Here is a 15,945-nt window from a genome sequence, read left to right as displayed (position 1 = left end):
CAGCGCGGCGCGCTTCAGGCCTGCTGCGCAGCGCGCCACTCGGAGAGCGCGAAATCGCGGTTCACGAGGTTCTCGGCCAGCAGGAACTTCTTGACCTCGTCGAGCAGCGCCAGCCCCTCGGGCGGATACGCCGCCTCGGGAAAGTGCGACAGCGGGTGCGAGAGCTTCACGATCTCCAGCGGAAAGCCGCTCACCTCCGAATGGAAGGCGTAGTAGTCGGCGCTGTTGCGGTGGATCTCCTGCAGCGCGGTGCGCCGCGCGCGCGTCCATGCGGCGGGCAGGCCCGGCGCAGCGGCCAGAAGCTTGCCCGAGGCGACGATCACCGAGGTGCCGCGCAGCGTGGGGTGCTTCTCGGCCTCGTCGATCACCGGATAGCCGCGCGAGGCCAGCAGCGGCCCCACGTCGATCTGCGCCGCAAAGGCCGCGATGGAGCCCTGGTCGAGCGCCGCCTCGCCGTCGCGCGGGAACATGTGGATCACCTTGACGGACTTCTGCAGCCCGTTCTCCTTCAACAGACCCAGCACGTAGCGGTGCATGTAGGAGCCGCGCGCCACGCCGATGGACTGGCCCTCGAGCTCCTTCACGCTGCGCACGCCATTGCGCGGCGTGAGCAGCCACACGTTCATGCCGACCGCGTCGAAGCCGATGAGCTGGCCGTCGAGACCGCGCGAGCGCGCCACCACGGCGGGCGTGTCGCCGTAGATGCCGACGTCGAGCACGCCGGAGAGAAACGCCTCGTTGAGGTCGGGCCCGTTCGGGAAGTTGCGCGTCGTGATTTCCTTGAAGCCCAGCGGCGCCAGCTCGCGCAGCAGATGCCCCTGCCGCAGCGCCCAGCCGGTGGCGTTGGCGGGCTTCTTGGCGGGGCCGATGTAGCCCAGGCGCAGCACCTGGCTGCTGCCCTGCGCAAATGAGAAGACTGGCAAGCTGCTTGCGGCAGCGGCTGCAACGGCTCCGCGCAAAAGGCGGCGGCGGCTTTGGAGATCGGACATCGGGAAACTCGGGAGAAGAAAAGAATCAGTGCGCGCGCCGCAGCAGCTCGAAGCTCGCATCGGCCGACGCGGTCGATTGCCGGCCGCGGCCCCAGCCGATGGCGCTGCGGTAGCTGCCCATGAGGGCCGCCGCCGCGGCATCGCGCTCCTCGGCGGTGGCGCTGCGGTCCGCGATCGGCGCGACATAGAGCGCGTCTTCCGGGCAGTACAGCTCGCACATGAAGCAGGTCTGGCAGTCGTCCTGCCGGGCGATGCGCGGCGGTGCGTCCGGCACGGCCTCGAACACGTTCGTCGGGCAGGCGTTCACGCAGATGTTGCAGGCGGTGCAGCGTTCAGCGCTGATGACTTCGATCATGCGTCCACCCCTTCATTCACTGCGTGCTTCTGCACCCAGACCTCGTCTAGGCCGCCGCTGAGCAGCCGGTGCCGCTGCGACGGATCGAGCGTGCCGTGCTCGCGTCGGCGGTGCATGCCGCGCGTTTCGGTGCGCTGCAGCGCGCTGCGGTACATCCAGCGCGAAGTGGCGAGCATGGCCGCCGCTTCGCGTGCGCGCACAGCCTCGGTGGCCGTGGCGGCCGGCGCGCTGGTGCGCAGGCGCTCCCACAGGGCATCGAGCCGCAAGAGCGATTCGCGCAGCGCATCGCCTTCGCGGAACCAGTTGCGCTCGTACGGAAAGACTTCGGCCTGCACCGCACGAACGACCTCCTGGCTGTCGAAAGCTGTCGCGCCACGCGTCGAAAGCGCTACGCCGCCCGCGCGCAGTGCGGTGCGCTGCGACCTGGCGCGCGCATCGCGCCCGAAGGCCGCCGCGCCTGCCCCGGCCCAGAAGCCGGAAGACAGCGCCCAGGCCGCGTTGTGGCTGCCGCCGCCAGTGAAGCCGCCGCAGATCAGCTCGCGCGTCGCAGCGTCGCCCGCGGCGTACAGGCCCGGCACCAAGGTGGCGCAGCTGTCGTCCACCAGATGCAGGCCGCCCGTGCCGCGCACCGTGCCTTCGAGCCGCAGCGTCACCGGGAAGTGCTGCGTGAACGGGTCGATGCCCTGCCGGTCGAAGGAAACGAAGAAGTTGGGCTGCGCGGTGCGCATCCAGGCGCGGATCTGCCCATCGGCGCGGTCCAGGCATGCGAAGACGGGCTGCGACTGCAGCGTCTGCGCGATCACGCCGCGTCCCTTCGAGGAGCCCGCGCCCTCGATGGCCACGCCGTCGGCCGTGTAGAAGGTCGCCCAGTTGTAGAACAGCGACTTGGTCACCGACGAGAACGCGGGCCCGAGCCCGTAGGCGTTCGAGAACTCCATGCCCGAGAGCGCCGCGCCCACTTCCGCCGCCATCAACTGGCCGTCGCCCGTGAGCACGTTGCAGCCGAGCGCGCGGCTCAGGAAGGCGCAGCCGCCGGTGGCGATGACCACCGCGCCAGTGCGCGCCACCCAGCTCTCGCCCGTCTGGCGGTTGACGCCGGTGGCACCACAGACGGTGCCGTGCTCATCGACCAGCAGTTCGAGCGCGGGGCTATGGTCGAGGATGCGCGCGCCGGATTCCTTCACCCGCTTGCGCATCAGCCGCATGTATTCGGGGCCCTGCAGCGAGGTGCAGCGCAGCGCGCCCTGGTCGTCGGCGGGAAAGGGGTAGCCCCAGTCCTTCAGCCGCTCGACGTTGTCCCAGGTCTGCTCCAGCACGCGGTCCATCCAGGCGTGCTCGGCCAGGTGGCCGCCCATCGCCAGCCGGCTGGCCTTGGCTTCCTCGCGCGCCTTGCCTTCGGGCGACACGTGCCAGAGCCCCGTGCCCGAAGGCGCGGTCGCGCCCGAGGTGCCGCAGAAGCCCTTGTCGGCCAGCAGCACGCGTGCGCCCTGCGCGGCCGCGCTCACCGCGGCCCATGCGCCGGCCGGTCCGCCGCCGATCACCAGCACGTCGGCCTTGTGCCGCACGGAACCGTCCGCTCCCGAAAAAAGATGCCGCTCGAAATCCCTCGCGCCCATGGTCGATCGCCTCGCAGTGCAAAGAGCGAGACCGTATCAACGGCTGCGCAGGCGCACAAAGAAGGAAAGCGCGGATCGATATGCGGTTCGCGCGTGCGGGCAGAATGCCGCCTCCCCAGGATCGAGCGAGCACCAGCATGAACATCACCCTGTCGACCCCCACCGAGGAACAGCTGCGCTCCGGCGAACTGGGCCTCAAGCTGCGCCGCTACAACTACGGCTTCGTCGGCGAATACCCGAAGCAGGAATACATCCGCATCGACGCACGCGACGACAGCGGCCGCCTGCTCGGCGGGCTGCGCGGCTTCGTGTTCCTGTACTGGCTCGATGTCGAAGTGCTCTTCGTGGAAGAAGACGCCCGGGCCGAAGGCCTCGGCAGCCGCCTGCTGGCCGAAGCCGAGCGGCAGGCTATCACGCTCGGTGCCAGGAACGCGAAGCTGTCCACCTTCGAATGGCAGGCGCGCGGCTTCTACCTGAAGCAGGGCTACGAGGAATACGCCCGCATCGACGACTACGCGCCCGGCTTCTATCTCGCGTACATGAAGAAGGCGCTGCAGGCGCCCTGAGGCGGGCTACTTCGGCGCGGCTTCCCCGGCTGCCACCGCCCTGCTCTCCACCAGCCCTTCCCTGGGCAGCAGCAGGGCCAGCGCGATCACGCCGAGGCTCACGACCAACATCGCCACGAAGGTGAGGTGCAGCGATCCGCCCAGTGCCAGGCGGATGGCCGAGTCGCCCGCGACGGAGCCGTGCATGCCCTGCAGCAGCATGCGCAGCTGCTCGTCGGAGAACATCGGCCGGCCATCGCTATGGGTCAGCCCGAAGTTGAAGACCGCCCCGAAGAAGGCGGCGCCCAGCGCACTGCCGAGGTTGCGCGAGAACACGTTCGATGCGGTGGCGACGCCGCGCTGCGCAAGATCGACGCCCTCCTGGATGAGAATGAGCGAGCTCAGGCTCATCACGCCCATGCCCAGTCCGATGATGAAGGAGCCGACCGCAGGAAGCACAGGCGAGCTGCCGGCACCCAGCAGCACGAATGTCGAGGCGCCCACGGGAATCAGCGCCGCGCCCGTCACCACCATGCGCCACAGGCCGATGCGGTGGAAGGTGCGCGAGGTCAGCGTCGCGCCGATGGGCCAGCCCAGCATCACCATCGTGAGCGTGAGGCCGGCCGTGACCGAGGAGCGCTCCAGCACCACCTGCACGTACATCGGCAGGAAGGTGGTGATGCCGATCAGCACCATGCCGGCGAGCATGGCCGCGCCGTTGACGATGGCGATCATCCGCGCGCCCCACAGGCGCAGCGACACCATCGGGTCGGCCGCGCGGCGCTCCTGCGCGATGAAAAGCACCAGCGTGACCGCGAAGAGCACGGCCCACGCGAGCGCCACGCCCGAGTTGCCCACGCCGAATTCGGTGAGCGCGATCATCAGCGCCGCGATGCCGATGGTGAAGAGCACCGCTCCCACGATGTCGATGGAAGAGCGCCACACCGCGGGCGCCTCGTGCAGGAAGAGCCAGAAGCCGGCGGCAGCCGCCAGCCCGATCGGCACGTTGACCCAGAAGATCCACGCCCACGAGAGCTTCTGCACGATGAGCGCGCCGATCATCGGCCCCACCACCGCCGACACGGCCCACACGCTCGCGAGCCAGCCCTGCACCTTTCCGCGCTCGCGCACCGGGTAGAGGTCGCCCACGATGGTGAGCGCCACGGGCTGGATCGCGCCCGCGCCGATGCCCTGGATGAGCCGGAAGCAGATCATGGCCGGCATAGACCACGAGAAGCCCGCCAGCACCGAGCCGATGACGAAGACCGCGATGCCCACGAACATGATGGGCTTGCGGCCGTAGAGGTCGGAGAGCTTGCCGAACACGACCGTCATCGCGGTCTGCGCCAGCAGGAAGGAGGCGAACACCCAGCTGTAGAGATGCAGCCCGCCCAGCTCCGAGGCGATCTGCGGCATCACGGTGGAGACGATGGTGGCTTCTATGGCCACCATCGCCATGGAGGCCATGATCGAGGCGATGACCAGCGGGCGGCTTGTTGTTCTGGGGGTCGTGGAGGTCATGAGCCGTGCATGCTATAGACGGCATGAGCCCCTGTCGCTGGCTCGGGCTCTCGGGTGCCCGAGCCGTCCGCGCTCACCCGGCGTTCAGCGCCGAAGTGCCGTCGTAGATGTAGCGGCGCGACCAGGGCAGCGTCTTCGCCGGCCTCCCCGCCTTGCGCCCGACGATCTGGTAGATCGCCACGTCGTCGTTCTCGAAGGCATAGGCGCAGCCCGCGAGGTACACGCGCCAGATGCGGAACTTCTCTTCGTCGACCAGCGCGCGCGCCTTCTCGCTGTTGGCCTCGTAGGCGTCACTCCAGAAGCGCAGCGTCTGCGCATAGTGGCGGCGCAGGTTCTCCACGTCGAAGGCTTCGAGCCCGCCCTGCTGCATGGCCTGCAGCGCGAGGCTGATGTGCGGCAGCTCGCCGTTGGGGAACACATAGCGGTCGATGAAGTCGCCGCCGCCGTACGACACGCCGCCACCTTCGGGGTCGGACGAGGTGATGCCGTGGTTCATCACCACGCCGTCGTCGGCCAGCAGCTGCTGCACGCGCCTGAAGTAGTCGGGCAGGTTCTTGCGGCCCACGTGTTCGAACATGCCGACGCTGGTGATGCGGTCGAACTGGCCGGTCACGTCGCGGTAGTCCTGCAGGCGGATCTCGATGCGGTCCTGCAGGCCCGCGGCCTTCACACGCTCGGTCGCGAGGTCGAACTGGTTCTGCGAGAGCGTCACGCCCACGCAGCGCGCGCCGAACTTCTGCGCCGCGCGGATCACCAGCGCGCCCCAGCCGCAGCCGATGTCCAGCAGCGTCTGGCCCGGCTTCAGCTCGATCTTGGTGAGGATGTGATCGATCTTCTTGAGCTGCGCGGTGGCGAGGTCTTCATCGCCGTTCTCGAAGTAGGCGCACGAGTACACCATGTTCGGGTCGAGCCACAGCTGGTAGAACTCGTTGGAAACGTCGTAGTGGTACTGGATGGACTTCTTGTCCGAGGACCTGGTGTGCGTGAAGTAGCGCGCCATGTTCTGCAGCGCGCCGCCGGGCTTGTCCATCGACGTCCTGGCCAGGCCGTAGGCGATGTCGATCACGTCGCTGAGCTTGCCTTCGATGTCGATCTTGCTCTTGACGTAGGCCTCGCCCAGGTTGTCGAGCGTGGGCTGCAGCATCAGCGACAGCGCGGCCGGCGACTTCACGTGCAGCGTGACGGCGGGCCCGCTGAAGGTGCCGAAGTCGAAGGACTGGCCGTCCCACAGCGTGAGCCGCGCCGGCAGGTTGGCGCGTTCGCGGACGCCGGCGCTCCACTGCGCCAGCTTCTTTTCCCAAAGCATGCATTTCTCCGTGTTGTTGAGTTCTCCCGCCCGAAGCGGGCGGGCGGGTTGCTGCAGCGGGCAAAACGATAGCGAAGTTCGGCGAAGCCTGCATGGCCGCGACGACGCAAGAAATCGCGGCAAGTGCTACAAGGCGCCGCTCGTCCTGGCCGGGAGGGGCGCCTCGCTCGCCTCGATGAAGATCCGCCGGATCATCGGGAACCGCGCACGCGCCTGCTTCTCGATGGCGGCGATGGCATCGGCCGCCTCGCCGGTAGGCGTGTCGTCCTTGAAGTTGACGTCGACGATCACCAGCACCTCGTCGGGGCCGATGTACATCGAGAGGATGTGCCCCACCTCCTCCACGCATTCCTGCTCCATGGCCATCGCGCGGATGGCGCGGGCGGTCTCGGGGCGGATGCCCTCCCCGATCAGCAGCCCGCGCGCCTGCGCGACCAGCACCACCGCCACGCCCGCCAGCAGCACGCCGATGATCACGGAGGCCACGCCGTCGAGCTCGGGCATGTCCAGCGCATGGCTGAAGTAGATGCCTAGCGCGGCGACCGCCAGACCCACCAGCGCGGCGGAATCTTCCGCGAGCACGGTATAGGTGGTCGGGTCCTTGCTGCGGTCGAGCGCCTGCCAGAAGGGCAATCCGCGTGCCTGCGCGCGAAACTGCCTGAGCGCGATCAGGAAGCTCGTGCCCTCGAAGAGCGCCGCCGCGGCCAGCACGACGTAGTTCCAGAACGGATCGCGCATCGGCTCCGGCTGGCGGATGTGCTGGATGCCCTCGTAGAACGACACGCCGCCGCCCAGGCCGAAGATCAGCACCGCGACGATCAGGCTCCAGAAGTAGAGCTCCTTGCCGTGCCCGAACGGATGCTCGGCCGTCGCGGGCCGCTTGCTCAAGTGCAGGCCCACCAGCAGCAGCACGCCGTTGAAGGTGTCCACGGCCGAGTGCACGCCCTCCGACAGCATCGCCGAGCTGCCGGTGATGCCCGCGACGACGAACTTGGTGGCCGCGATCGCCACGTTGGCGCCGATGGCGCCGTAGATGGCGATCTTCGATTCAGCCACGCGGGCCGGCTCCTTCGGCTTCCTGTGCCGGCATGCTCACGCGGCCTCCATCGATGCCGCCCCCATCGCGTCGTTGCCCGCCTCGCCCAGCCAGCGGCGCTTGTCGCGCAGCGGCGGCGCGCCGAACATGCGGCCGTACTCGCGGGCGAACTGCGAGGTGCTCTCGTAGCCGACGCTGTGCGCAGCGGTCGCCACATCGGCGCCGGCTATGAGCATCTGCCGGCGCGCCTCCTGCAGGCGCAGCTGCTTCTGGTACTGCAGCGGGCTCATCGCGGTCACGGCCTTGAAGTGGTGGTGGAAGGACGACACGCTCATGTGCACCGCGCGCGCCATGTCTTCCACGCGCAGCGACTGGGCGTAGTTCATGCGCAGCGCGCTGATGGCCTTGGTGATGCGCTGCGTGTGGCTGTCCTGCAGGGCGATCTGCCGCAGCCGCGCGCCCTCGCCGTTGACCAGCAGGCGGTACATGATCTCGCGCTTGATGAGCGGCGCCACGATGGGCACGTCCTCCGGCGTGTCGAGCAGCCGCAGCAGGCGCAGCACCGGCTCCAGCACCGGCATGGCGATGCGGTTGACGTACATGCCGCGCGAGGCCGGCGCATTGGCCTTGGCGGGCAGCTTCTCGTCGCCGATGAGGTCGCCGATCTCGTCGAGGGCCAGCTCGAGCCGCACGCCCAGGTAGGGCTCGTCCTCGCTCTTCACGCACACCTGGCCGCACACGGGCAGGTCCACGGAGGTCACGAGGTAGTGCATCGGGTCGTACACATAGATGTCGTCGCCCACGATGATGCGCTTGGAGCCCTGCGCGATCAGCCCCAGCGCCGGGGACGCGAAGCCATGCTTGGGCCCTTCGGGCTTGCGGATGCAGAACACCTGCAGGCCGGGCACGGCGGTGACGACCGTGCCTTCCTGGCCGCCGGTGATGTGCTCGATGAGCGCCACCAGTTCCTTGCGGGCCTCTTCGAGTTCGGGTTCCAGCGGCATCGGCTGGGCGATGGCGGTTGCGATTTCGGGTGTTTCGTCGGACATGTTCGAAAGCCTTGTCACGAGGGCGGCCACTGACCGGCAAGGGCATGGCCACCATGGAGGAATGAGCGGTTTGGAGCTTAGCGCCGCTCCCGTGACTTCGCACGCGCCGCACGGGAGGTCTGGAGAAATAGGCAAGACCTTTGCAGGAACGCGCGCGTCGGGAGCCGGCCGCCGGCGGGATACTTTTTCAGGCCCTCCGCGTTCCACCGGCATCTCCCGGGCCCGGGCGCGGACGCCTCCATCGCAAAGGAACCTCTCTCCATGCAATACCGCAAATTCGGCCGTACCGGCCTTTTCGTCTCCGAACTGTGCCTCGGCACCATGACCTTCGGCGGCTCCTCCGGCATCTGGGGCCAGATCGGCAACCTGCAGCAGTCGGAGGCCGAGGGGCTGATCGGCCGCGCGCTGGACGCCGGCATCAACTTCATCGACACGGCCGACGTGTACTCCGAAGGCCAGTCGGAGGTGATCACCGGCCAGGCGCTGAAGAACCTCAAGCTGCCGCGCGACAGCTTCGTGCTGGCCACCAAGGTGCTGGGCGAAACCGACAGCAAGGGCGTCAACTCCGCCGGCGCCTCGCGTTTTCACATCATGGATGGCGTGAAGGCCAGCTTGCGGCGCCTGCAGCTCGACCACATCGACCTCTACCAGATCCACGGCTTCGACCCCGTCACGCCCATCGAGGAGACGGTACACGCACTCGACAACCTGGTGCGCCAAGGCCACGTGCGCTACGTGGGCGTATCGAACTGGGCCGCCTGGCAGATCGCCAAGGCGCTGGGCATCGCCGAACGCGACCGGCTGGCGCGCTTCGAGTCGCTGCAGGCCTACTACACCATCGCCGGGCGCGACCTGGAGCGCGAACTGGTGCCGCTGCTGCGCAGCGAGAACGTCGGCCTGATGGTGTGGAGCCCGCTGGCCGGCGGCCTGCTGAGCGGCAAATACGGCCGCAACACCGAGGCAGAGAAAGGCAGCCGCCGCACCACCTTCGACTTTCCGCCGGTGAACGTCGAGCGCGCCTACGACTGCATCGACGTGATGCGCGGACTGGCCGAATCGCGCGGCGTTTCGGTGGCGCAGATCGCGCTGGCATGGCTGCTGCACCAGCAGGTGGTGACCAGCGTGATCATCGGCGCCAAGCGCACCGAGCAGCTGGACGACAACATCGCGGCCACCGCGATCAGGCTCACGGCCGACGAGCTCGCCACGCTCGACAAGGTGAGCGCGCTGCCGGCCGAGTACCCGGGCTGGATGCTGGAGCGCCAGGGCGGCGTGCGCGGCAAGCGGCTGGAAGAGTCAGGCCGGCGCGGCTGAAGCAGCGGCCTGCAGCGATGCGTTGCGGCGCGCGGCATGTGCCGCCGTCGCCCGCAGCGCGCGCAGGTCGATATGGCGGGCGGCGCCGGCGGCATCGGGCTGCGCCAGGTGCGGCACGATGCCAAGCAGGGGCGCGCCGAGACGCGCGCGCAGCGTCTGCAGGTTGGCCTGCGGCGCGAGCATCGACGGATCGACCATGCTCGCCACCCAGCCCGCCAGCACCAGTCCTCGCGCGCGGATGGCCTCCGCGCTCAGCAGCGCATGGTTGAGGCAGCCCAGCCGCAGGCCGACCACCAGGATCACCGGCAGGCCCAGCGCCACGGCCAGGTCGGCGCTGTCGAGGTCGTCGCAGAAAGGCACGCAGAAGCCGCCCACGCCTTCCACCACCACGGCATCGGCACGCGCCGAAAGCTCGTCGAAAGCCGAGAGCATCGGCTGCAGCTCGATGCGAACGTCTTCCTGCCGCGCTGCAAGGTGCGGCGACATCGGCGCGCGCAGCAGGTACTGGCAGCGCAGCGCCAGCGGGGCATCGACGTTGCCGGCGGCGCGAAGCTGTTCCACGTCCTCGTTGCGCCATTCGCCGCCTGTCTCTTCCAGCCCCGCCGCCACCGGCTTCATGCCGACCGCGCGCAGGCCCGAGCCGGCCAGCAGGCTCAGCATGGCGCTGCTGACAAGCGTCTTGCCGATGCCGGTGTCGGTGCCCGTCACGAACCACGCACGCTGCGTCATGCGGCTTCCTTCGCTGGCCGGGACAGGGCCTCGCCCAATGCATCGACCAGCCGCGCCACGTCGCCCTCGCCGTGGCTGGCCGACAGCGCGATGCGCAGCCGCGCGGTGCCGGCCGGCACGGTGGGCGGGCGGATCGCTCCGACGCGCAGGCCGTGGCCATCGAGCTGCGCCATGATGCGCATCGCGCGCGCGTTGTCGCCCACGATCAGTGGCTGGATCGCGGTGGGCGAATCGGCCAGCCATGCGCTGCCGTCCGCCGGCAGCACCGCCTTCAGCCCACGGCGCAGCTGCGCGATGCGCGCCAGCAGCTGGGCGCGGCGCTGCGCGCCCTCCTCGCCCCCGATCAGCGCCAGGCTCGCAAGCAGCGCATGCGCCACCGCCGGCGGCGCGGCCGTGGTGAAGATGTAGGGCCGCGCGCGCTGCACCAGGTAGTCGATGACGGTGCGGTGCGCCGCCACGAAGGCACCCGACACGCCCGCCGCCTTGCCCAGCGTGCCGACCAGCACCAGCCGCTCGGAGCACAAGCCCAAGGCTTCGGGCACGCCGCGCCCAGTGGCGCCGAGCACGCCGAAGCCGTGCGCGTCGTCGATCACCAGCCATGCGTCGTGCCGCTCGGCGAGCGCCAGCAGCCCGGCCACCGGCGCGATGTTGCCGTCCATGCTGAACACGGCGTCGCTCACGATGATCTTCACCGGGGCGTCGCAGCTGGAAAGCTGCGCGTCGAGCGCGGCCACGTCGCAGTGCGGGTAGCGCTCGACGCGCGCCTTGGCCAGCCGCGCGCCGTCGATCAGCGAGGCGTGGTTGAGCGACTCCGAGAAGATGACCGCATCCGCCCCGCCCAGCGCCGACAGCACCGCGAGATTGGCCATGTAGCCGGTGCAGAAGAACAGGCTGCGCGCCTGCGGGATGAAGGGCGACATCCAGTCCGCGAGCCTTTCCTCGAGCTGCTCGTGGGCGCGCGAGTGGCCGAGGATCAGGTGCGAGCCGCCGCTGCCCGCGCCGTAGAGCGCGGCGCCTTCGGCCCACGCCTTCGCGAGCGCCGGGTGCGCCGCGAGGCCTAGGTAGTCGTTGCTGCTGAAGCCGAGCATGATGCGCGGCGCGGCGGCGCCGGCCAGCGTGAGGGTCTGTACCGGCGCGCAGGCGGTCTCGGCGACCTGCCTCCTGCGGCGCAGCGACAGGGCATCGAGCGTGTCGATCTCTTCCTGCAGGCGGTCAAGCAAGCACGACATCGCGGGCTCCTTCCTTCGGGCTCGTCTCGATGGTGGCCTTCAGCGTGGCCAGCGTGCCGTCGACGAGCGTGTCGATCTCGCCGTCGCCTATCGCGTAGGGCGGCATCAGGTACACGGTGTTGCCGATCGGCCGCATCAGCAGCTCCTGTGCGCGCGCGGCCAGATGGAATCGCTCGGCGAATCGCGCACCCGGTTCGCGCACGTCGAAGGCGGTGATCATTCCGCGCTGCCGCAGGTGGTCGACGGGCTGGCCTTCGAGTCCGTCGCGCAGCCGCTGCAGCAGCCGCGCCGCGCGGTCGCGGTTGCGTCGCAGCGCGTCTTCCGACTCGAACAGGTCCAGCGAGGCCAGCGCCGCGCGGCAGGCCAGCGCGTTGCCGGTGTACGAATGCGAATGCAGGAAGCTGCGCGCCGCGTCGTCGTCGACGAAGGCGTCGTGGATGGCGTCGCGCGTCATCACCAGCGCGAGCGGCAGGTAGCCGCCGCTGATGCCCTTCGACAGGCACAGGAAGTCGGGCCAGATGCCGGCCTGCTCGCAGGCGAAGAAGCTGCCGGTGCGCCCGCAGCCCACGGCGATCTCGTCGGCGATGAGGTGCACGCCGTGGCGGTCGCACAGGGCGCGGGCGAGCCGCAGGTATTCGGGGTCGTGCATCGCCATGCCGGTGGCGCACTGCACCAGCGGCTCGACGATGACGGCGGCGATGGTGTCGTGCTGTTCGGCCAGCAGGGCTTCGAGCTCGGCGGCGGCGCGGCGTGCGACGCCGGCCGCGTCCTCGCCCGCAAGTGCGTTGCGCGCATCGGGCGAGGCGACAAGGTGCGCGTTCGCGAGCAAGGGCGCATAGGCGTCGCGGAACACCGGCACGTCGGTCACGTGCAGCGCGCCCAGCGTTTCGCCGTGGTAGCCCTGCTTCAGCGCAACAAAGCGCCGCTTGCCTCCGCGGCCGGCATTGCGCCAGTAGTGGAAGCTCATCTTCAGCGCGATTTCCACCGCCGAAGCGCCGTCCGACGCATAGAAGCAGTGGCCAAGCGCCTGGCCCGTGAGCGCGGAAAGCCGTTCGGCCAACTCCACCGCGGGCGCGTGCGTGCAGCCGGCGAGCATCACATGCGACAGCGTGTCGAGCTGCTGCTTCAGCGCGTCGTTGATCGCGGGATGCGCGTGCCCGAACAGGTTGACCCACCACGAACTGGTGGCGTCCATGTAGCGCCGCCCCTCCTGGTCGAAGAGCCACACGCCCTCGCCGCGCGCGATGGGCAGCGGCGGCACCGCTTCGAGCCGGATGCTCTGCGTGCACGGATGCCAGACGTGGCGCCGGCTGCGACGCTGCAGATCGGCGTTGGAGGATGAGGAAAAAGCAGTCTTCGGAGACACCCGCGCAGTCCTTTCTTGAGGGCAAGGCGCGGGATCGTATAGACGCGTTCGCGGTGCGGCAAACGGCGACGCAGCGCGCGAAATGACGGGCCGATCAGCGACGTTCGATGGCGTAGCGCGCGCTTTCGGAGCAACGTCGCGGAACAAGCCGCCTTCCTGCACTCACCGCTGCATGGCGGGAAATGGCAAGTTGTCCGGCTCGCGCCAGAAACAGGTCACGAATGTCCGGTTTCAGGGGCTTCGAGGAGAAGCGAGCGGATTTCGGACATGCGCGATGGCGGGTTTCCGCAGTCTCGCGGGCCCAGGCTCAGCCCGAACTCTTGTTCACCAGCGCGAAGATGTAGTCGCGCAGCGAAATCTGGCCTCGCACGGGCTTCCCGGGCGGCTCGTAGTGCTGGTCGAGGGTCGCGCGCGTCATGGCCGCGTAAGACCTGGCGGCGGTGCCGGAAAAACCCAGCGACTCGAACGCCTGCTCCAGCTGCGCACGTGGTGTCTCGACCAGTTCCACCGGCTTCCCCAGCGCCTCGGAGAAAGCCCGCGCCACGTCGCCGGGCGAATAGCGCTGGGGCCCCTCGACGTGGTGCGGCCCTGACGATTCCGCGGGACCGAGCATCAGCTTCGCGGCGAACTGGCCGATGTCGTGCGGCGCCACCATCGGCAGCCTGAAGTCGGCGGGGAACATGCCGTAGACCTTGCCCTCCTTGCGCGCGGTCTGCAGCGAGGCGTCCCAGTTGCTCATGTAGTAGGCGGCGCGAAGTGCGCTGAACGGCGCGGGCCCGGCGCCGAGCGCCTGCTCCATGTCGTACAGCACGCCGAGATCGCCAAGGCCCTCGCCGGGCTGCGCTCCGTAGGTGGACTCGGCGACGATCTTCTCGAGCCTGCAGCCTTCGAGCGCCGAGAGAATGGCGCGCACGCTCCTGTGCTCCTCGGCCACCGTGTCGGTGGACGGCGCCGCCGGCGGGTTCAGCACGAAGGCGCGTTGCCCGCCCGCGAACACGCGATGCAGCGCATGCGTGTCGAACACGTCGGCCTGGACCACGTGCGCGCCCTTGGTACGCAGGGCCTCGGCCTTGTGCGCGTCGCGCGTGACCACCGTCACCGGCTCGCTGCGTTCGAGCAGCGCCTGCGCGAGTGCCGAGCCCACATGGCCGGTCGCTCCGAGAACGATGTGCATCGGTGCGTTCCGCCGGTTCAGCCGCGCTTCTCGGCGTTGCGCTTGCGCGTGGCGGCGGCCTTCTTCGCCGAAGCCGATCGCTCCGCCGCCGTCCGGTGCGACGCTGCCGCTCCGCCGAGCTTTCCGCCCTTGCGCGAGGGGCCGTGGTTCTCGGCCTTGCCGCGGCCGGAGCCGCTCTTCTTGCCGCCGCCGGTCTCGGCATTCACCGTGGCCCAGGCGCGGCGCTCGGCCTCGCCCTTGCCCACGCCGCGATGCTCGTAGCCTTTCTCGATGTGCTCGGCCTGTCGCTTCTGCTTGTCCGTATAGGAGGATTTGTCGCCTTTGGGCATGCGTTGCTCCTGCAGTTGGTTGAGGAGCTTCCATGCTGGGCGCGCCACGCGCGCCGTGGGTAAGAAGACGCGCGCGACGGGCGTCAGCGTTGTCCGGCGTTCCTGCCGTACTGCTGTCAGAAGCCCGGCTTCATGCGCCGCGGCGCGCTGCCGCTCAGGCCGGCAAGACCTTGGCCAGATCCGCCTTCAGGCCCGTGGCCCGCTCCGGCGCTCGCGCCAGGCCGGCATCGACCAGGGCCCGCGCCCGCTCGAGGTCGCCCAGGTGCACGGCGATGCGCGCGAGATGCAGCGCCGTTCGCGCATGGATCTGGCCCGGATCGGTTTCGCGCAGCATCTGCTCGTAGCTCTGCGGATAGCTGGCGTGCCGGGCGAAGAAGGCGCGGCCCGGGCCGGCCCATTCGCTCACGATGAATTCCACGTTTTCCTCGGCCTGCTCCTTGGACGTGCCGTAGGCCCAGCCGAAGGCCGGTCCGGGCGGCGGCTCCATGCGGTCGCGGAAGACGCAGCCGGCCTCCTCCATCTCCTCGGGCGTCACCGCAGCGCCGCCTTCGCTCGGCAAAAAGGCCAGGTGCGCGCCGAGGTTGAGGTAGCAGGCCTTGCCGCCGCTCGCGCCCTGCACGTTGAACACATGGATCAACGGCCCCTCGATGCGGCGCAGCGTCTGGCCGGAGCCCTGGAAGCCTTCGGCCTTCAGCACGGGATACAGCTTCTGCGACAGCAGCTTGAGGAAAGTGGTGCGGTTCATGTGCGGGACGGCCTCCGGGTACGCAAGGTGATCGAGTATCGCAAGGCCTTCGTCGGCGCAATGGCGTGCTGCCACTCCCAGCGCGCCGGGCCGCGCAGCAGGTACACGGAGCGCGGCTCGATCAGGAACTCGAGCGCGGCGGGCCCCGATGCCGGCGCGCCGCGCACGTAGGGCCGGAACTGCATCACCGCGTCGTTGTGCAGCGAGACGCCGATGATGTCCTCGAAGTCCGGCACGTCACGGTGCCAGCCCAGCGGCGTGCCGGGACGGTACTCGGCGATCAGCACATGCGTGAGTTCCTCGGGCGCCATGCCGGCCCAGGCCGCAGCCTTCGCCCGTAGCGGGTGCAGCGCCTCGGGCAGCGGCGTGCCGGGCTTCAGGCGGTTGGTGTCGAAGTCGTAGCTGCCGCCGAAGCTGGTGCCGCGGCGGCGCGCGGTGTATTCCTTGTAGCGCATCTCCTTGAGCGGCAGCGCCTGCACGATGCGCAGCAGCCCGGCCTCTTCCTCGTGCGACAGTAACCCGCTCTCGTAGCGCAGCCCCTCGATGGCGGCCACCGGCGCCTCGCCAAACAGATCGGGTTGGCCGGCATGTTCGAGGCGTCTGGTGGCGCGTGTCATCTGAGCTGTCTTCTTTCCGTCAAGC

The 15,945-nt window shown here is 69.3% G+C and carries 16 protein-coding genes; 2 read left to right on the top strand and 14 right to left on the bottom strand.

The window, feature by feature from the left end:
* Positions 1 to 14: 14 nt before the first annotated feature.
* The 3 genes from ACHMXA_RS18060 to ACHMXA_RS18050 form a co-directional block, all read right to left on the bottom strand.
* Positions 15 to 923: an ABC transporter substrate-binding protein gene (locus ACHMXA_RS18060; protein WP_395316037.1), complete on the bottom strand. Its 909-nt coding sequence runs from the start codon at positions 921 to 923 to the stop codon at positions 15 to 17.
* Positions 924 to 1,014: 91 nt separating this feature from the next.
* Positions 1,015 to 1,344 (bottom strand): 4Fe-4S binding protein, encoded by a 330-nt coding sequence (locus ACHMXA_RS18055; RefSeq protein ID WP_395316036.1) that lies wholly within the window; start codon positions 1,342 to 1,344, stop codon positions 1,015 to 1,017.
* Positions 1,341 to 2,960, bottom strand: a complete 1,620-nt coding sequence (locus tag ACHMXA_RS18050) for an FAD-dependent oxidoreductase (RefSeq protein ID WP_395316035.1) — start codon at positions 2,958 to 2,960, stop codon at positions 1,341 to 1,343. The genes ACHMXA_RS18055 and ACHMXA_RS18050 overlap by 4 nt, the downstream gene beginning before the upstream one ends.
* Positions 2,961 to 3,097: 137 nt before the next feature.
* Here ACHMXA_RS18050 and ACHMXA_RS18045 point away from each other — a divergent pair, with 137 nt between their 5' ends.
* Positions 3,098 to 3,526, top strand: coding sequence for a GNAT family N-acetyltransferase (locus ACHMXA_RS18045; protein ID WP_395316034.1), 429 nt, complete (start codon positions 3,098 to 3,100; stop codon positions 3,524 to 3,526).
* A gap of 6 nt (positions 3,527 to 3,532) precedes the next feature.
* Here ACHMXA_RS18045 and ACHMXA_RS18040 read toward each other — a convergent pair whose 3' ends face one another.
* The 4 genes from ACHMXA_RS18040 to ACHMXA_RS18025 all read right to left on the bottom strand — a co-directional run bounded on the left by ACHMXA_RS18040 (position 3,533) and on the right by ACHMXA_RS18025 (position 8,417).
* Positions 3,533 to 5,026: an MFS transporter gene (locus tag ACHMXA_RS18040; protein WP_395316033.1), complete on the bottom strand. Its 1,494-nt coding sequence runs from the start codon at positions 5,024 to 5,026 to the stop codon at positions 3,533 to 3,535.
* Positions 5,027 to 5,099: 73 nt separating this feature from the next.
* Positions 5,100 to 6,332 carry a class I SAM-dependent methyltransferase gene (locus tag ACHMXA_RS18035; RefSeq protein ID WP_395316032.1) on the bottom strand — a complete coding sequence of 411 codons (1,233 nt, stop codon included), beginning with the start codon at positions 6,330 to 6,332 and terminating at the stop codon, positions 5,100 to 5,102.
* A gap of 126 nt (positions 6,333 to 6,458) precedes the next feature.
* Entirely contained in the window at positions 6,459 to 7,388 is a 930-nt protein-coding gene (locus tag ACHMXA_RS18030; RefSeq protein WP_395316031.1) for a cation diffusion facilitator family transporter, read from the bottom strand.
* A 36-nt stretch (positions 7,389 to 7,424) separates the two neighbouring features.
* Positions 7,425 to 8,417 carry an AraC family transcriptional regulator gene (locus tag ACHMXA_RS18025; RefSeq protein WP_176663995.1) on the bottom strand — a complete coding sequence of 331 codons (993 nt, stop codon included), beginning with the start codon at positions 8,415 to 8,417 and terminating at the stop codon, positions 7,425 to 7,427.
* 261 nt (positions 8,418 to 8,678) lie between these two features.
* On the opposite strand from ACHMXA_RS18025, the gene ACHMXA_RS18020 reads away from it, so the two are divergent.
* Positions 8,679 to 9,731, top strand: a complete 1,053-nt coding sequence (locus tag ACHMXA_RS18020; protein WP_395316030.1) for an aldo/keto reductase — start codon at positions 8,679 to 8,681, stop codon at positions 9,729 to 9,731.
* Here ACHMXA_RS18020 and bioD read toward each other — a convergent pair.
* The 7 genes from bioD to ACHMXA_RS17985 form a co-directional block, all read right to left on the bottom strand.
* Complete coding sequence (gene bioD / locus ACHMXA_RS18015; RefSeq protein ID WP_395316029.1) at positions 9,714 to 10,460, bottom strand: dethiobiotin synthase; 747 nt, start codon at positions 10,458 to 10,460, stop codon at positions 9,714 to 9,716. The two genes, ACHMXA_RS18020 and bioD, sit on opposite strands and share 18 nt — an antisense overlap.
* Positions 10,457 to 11,689: an 8-amino-7-oxononanoate synthase gene (gene bioF / locus ACHMXA_RS18010; RefSeq protein WP_395316028.1), complete on the bottom strand. Its 1,233-nt coding sequence runs from the start codon at positions 11,687 to 11,689 to the stop codon at positions 10,457 to 10,459. Before bioF ends, bioD begins: the two co-directional genes overlap by 4 nt.
* Positions 11,673 to 13,055, bottom strand: coding sequence for an adenosylmethionine--8-amino-7-oxononanoate transaminase (bioA, locus tag ACHMXA_RS18005; RefSeq protein ID WP_395316027.1), 1,383 nt, complete (start codon positions 13,053 to 13,055; stop codon positions 11,673 to 11,675). The genes bioF and bioA overlap by 17 nt, the downstream gene beginning before the upstream one ends.
* Before the next feature lie 307 nt (positions 13,056 to 13,362).
* Positions 13,363 to 14,229: an NmrA family NAD(P)-binding protein gene (locus tag ACHMXA_RS18000; RefSeq protein WP_395316026.1), complete on the bottom strand. Its 867-nt coding sequence runs from the start codon at positions 14,227 to 14,229 to the stop codon at positions 13,363 to 13,365.
* A 17-nt stretch (positions 14,230 to 14,246) separates the two neighbouring features.
* Positions 14,247 to 14,558, bottom strand: coding sequence for a plasmid stabilization protein (locus ACHMXA_RS17995; RefSeq protein ID WP_395316025.1), 312 nt, complete (start codon positions 14,556 to 14,558; stop codon positions 14,247 to 14,249).
* A gap of 154 nt (positions 14,559 to 14,712) precedes the next feature.
* Positions 14,713 to 15,303 carry a DUF4304 domain-containing protein gene (locus ACHMXA_RS17990; protein WP_395316024.1) on the bottom strand — a complete coding sequence of 197 codons (591 nt, stop codon included), beginning with the start codon at positions 15,301 to 15,303 and terminating at the stop codon, positions 14,713 to 14,715.
* Positions 15,300 to 15,920 carry an alpha-ketoglutarate-dependent dioxygenase AlkB gene (locus ACHMXA_RS17985; protein WP_395316023.1) on the bottom strand — a complete coding sequence of 207 codons (621 nt, stop codon included), beginning with the start codon at positions 15,918 to 15,920 and terminating at the stop codon, positions 15,300 to 15,302. Before ACHMXA_RS17985 ends, ACHMXA_RS17990 begins: the two co-directional genes overlap by 4 nt.
* Between the last annotated feature and the right edge of the window lie 25 nt (positions 15,921 to 15,945).

Source organism: Variovorax sp. UC74_104, from assembly GCF_044055375.1.
Lineage (GTDB): Bacteria > Pseudomonadota > Gammaproteobacteria > Burkholderiales > Burkholderiaceae_C > Variovorax.
This window is presented reverse-complemented; position numbering and strand designations above follow the sequence as displayed.

Excerpts from the sequence above, each read along its gene's own strand:
- ACHMXA_RS18055 (WP_395316036.1), bottom strand. The coding sequence starts at position 1,344 with ATGATCGAAGTCATCAGCGCTGAACGCTGCACCGCCTGCAACATCTGC.
- ACHMXA_RS18050 (WP_395316035.1), bottom strand. The coding sequence starts at position 2,960 with ATGGGCGCGAGGGATTTCGAGCGGCATCTTTTTTCGGGAGCGGACGGT.
- ACHMXA_RS18045 (WP_395316034.1), top strand. The coding sequence starts at position 3,098 with ATGAACATCACCCTGTCGACCCCCACCGAGGAACAGCTGCGCTCCGGC.
- ACHMXA_RS18040 (WP_395316033.1), bottom strand. The coding sequence starts at position 5,026 with ATGACCTCCACGACCCCCAGAACAACAAGCCGCCCGCTGGTCATCGCC.
- ACHMXA_RS18035 (WP_395316032.1), bottom strand. The coding sequence starts at position 6,332 with ATGCTTTGGGAAAAGAAGCTGGCGCAGTGGAGCGCCGGCGTCCGCGAA.
- ACHMXA_RS18025 (WP_176663995.1), bottom strand. The coding sequence starts at position 8,417 with ATGTCCGACGAAACACCCGAAATCGCAACCGCCATCGCCCAGCCGATG.
- ACHMXA_RS18020 (WP_395316030.1), top strand. The coding sequence starts at position 8,679 with ATGCAATACCGCAAATTCGGCCGTACCGGCCTTTTCGTCTCCGAACTG.
- bioD (WP_395316029.1), bottom strand. The coding sequence starts at position 10,460 with ATGACGCAGCGTGCGTGGTTCGTGACGGGCACCGACACCGGCATCGGC.
- bioF (WP_395316028.1), bottom strand. The coding sequence starts at position 11,689 with ATGTCGTGCTTGCTTGACCGCCTGCAGGAAGAGATCGACACGCTCGAT.
- ACHMXA_RS18000 (WP_395316026.1), bottom strand. The coding sequence starts at position 14,229 with ATGCACATCGTTCTCGGAGCGACCGGCCATGTGGGCTCGGCACTCGCG.
- ACHMXA_RS17995 (WP_395316025.1), bottom strand. The coding sequence starts at position 14,558 with ATGCCCAAAGGCGACAAATCCTCCTATACGGACAAGCAGAAGCGACAG.
- ACHMXA_RS17990 (WP_395316024.1), bottom strand. The coding sequence starts at position 15,303 with ATGAACCGCACCACTTTCCTCAAGCTGCTGTCGCAGAAGCTGTATCCC.
- ACHMXA_RS17985 (WP_395316023.1), bottom strand. The coding sequence starts at position 15,920 with ATGACACGCGCCACCAGACGCCTCGAACATGCCGGCCAACCCGATCTG.